The sequence below is a fragment of the Methyloparacoccus murrellii genome (assembly GCF_054657115.1).
Map to the genome: position 1 here is coordinate 1 of NZ_BAAHXD010000103.1, position 1,297 is coordinate 1,297.

Genomic DNA, 1,297 nt, shown 5'->3' on the forward strand with positions numbered 1-1,297 from the left:
GTGGAGGCCCGGTGGTGTGAGTCAGACGGGTACGGTCTGCTCGGACAGTTGACGATAGTAGTTTGCCTCAGCTTCTGCTGGAGGGATATAACCAATGGGTTCCAGAAGCCGGTGATGGTTGAACCAGGCTACCCCTACCAGGGTGGCCAGTTCAACCGCTTCAGCGGTTTTCCAGGGGCCGCATCGATGGATGACTTCCGCCTTGTAGAGACCGTTGATGGTTTCCGCCAGGGCATTGTCGTAGCTGTCGCCTTTACTGCCGACCGAGGGCTTAATGCCGGCCTCGGTCAGGCGCTCGCTGTAACGGATCGAGACGTACTGAGCACCGCGATCCGAATGGTGGATGAGGGCGTCGTCGCGTTCCGGCTGACGGGCATACAAAGCCTGCTCCCGCGCATCGAGCACGAAGCCGGTCTGCATCGAGCGACTGACCCGCCAACCGACGAGGTAGCGGGCAAAGACGTCGATGACAAAGGCCACATAGACGAAACCCTGCCAAGTTGAAACGTAGGTGAAGTCCGCTACCCATAGCGGATTGGGGCGCTCGGCCTGAAATTGCCGGTTGACCCGGTCCGCTGGGCAGGGGGCGGATGCCTTCGCGACCGTGGTCCGCACGACCTTGCCGCGCCGGACGCCGCGTAGGCCCAATCGGCGCATCAGCCGTTCCACCGTGCAGCGGGCTATCGGGATGCCTTCCCGTTGCAGTTGCTTCCAGACCTTGTCGGCGCCATAGACCTGTAGGTTGGCGTCCCAGACCCGCTGGATGGGGTGCATCAGGGCCTCATCGCGCTGCGCCCGGGCGCTCCGGCGGGCCGGATTCCGCTGCTGCGCGGCCTGACGCCGATACCCGGAGGGGGCGATCTGCAACACGCGGCAGATCGGCTCGACCCCGAAGGTCTCCCGGTGCTGATCGACGAACGCCCTCATGACTTGCAGCGGCGGTCGAGCTCCGCCTGGGCGAAAAACGCGCTGGCCAGGCGCAGAATCTCATTGGCCTTGCGCAGTTCGCGGACTTCCCGCTCCAGGGCTTTGAGTCGGTCACGGTCCGCCGTGTTGAGGCCCTCACGCTGACCCGTGTCACGCTCATGGCGACGCACCCAGCGGCGCAGCGTCTCGGCCGTACAACCGATTTTAGCCGCGATGGACACGATCGCCGCCCATTCCGAGGCGTGCTGCTCCTTGACCTCGGCCACCAGGCGTACGGCACGTTCTATGACCTCGGGGGAATACTTTTCTGTTTTCTTCATGGCTCCATTCTCTCAAGTGAGGGAGCCTCCTCAAAACCCGGGGCGGTTCA

At 63.5% G+C, this 1,297-nt stretch carries 1 protein-coding gene and 1 other annotated feature; the gene reads right to left on the bottom strand.

The annotated features are described in order from the left end of the window. Positions 1-21 precede the first annotated feature (21 nt). Positions 22-1,247 (bottom strand): IS3 family transposase gene (locus ACYQ1H_RS15470; protein ID WP_460028931.1). Its coding sequence is split into 2 segments (ribosomal slippage): positions 22-959 and positions 959-1,247, totalling 1,227 coding nucleotides; the frame shifts between segments, so codons are not numbered across the junction. Further along, positions 853-969: a sequence feature (AL1L pseudoknot), on the bottom strand. (Overlaps the previous gene by 117 nt.) Positions 1,248-1,297: the final 50 nt, after the last annotated feature.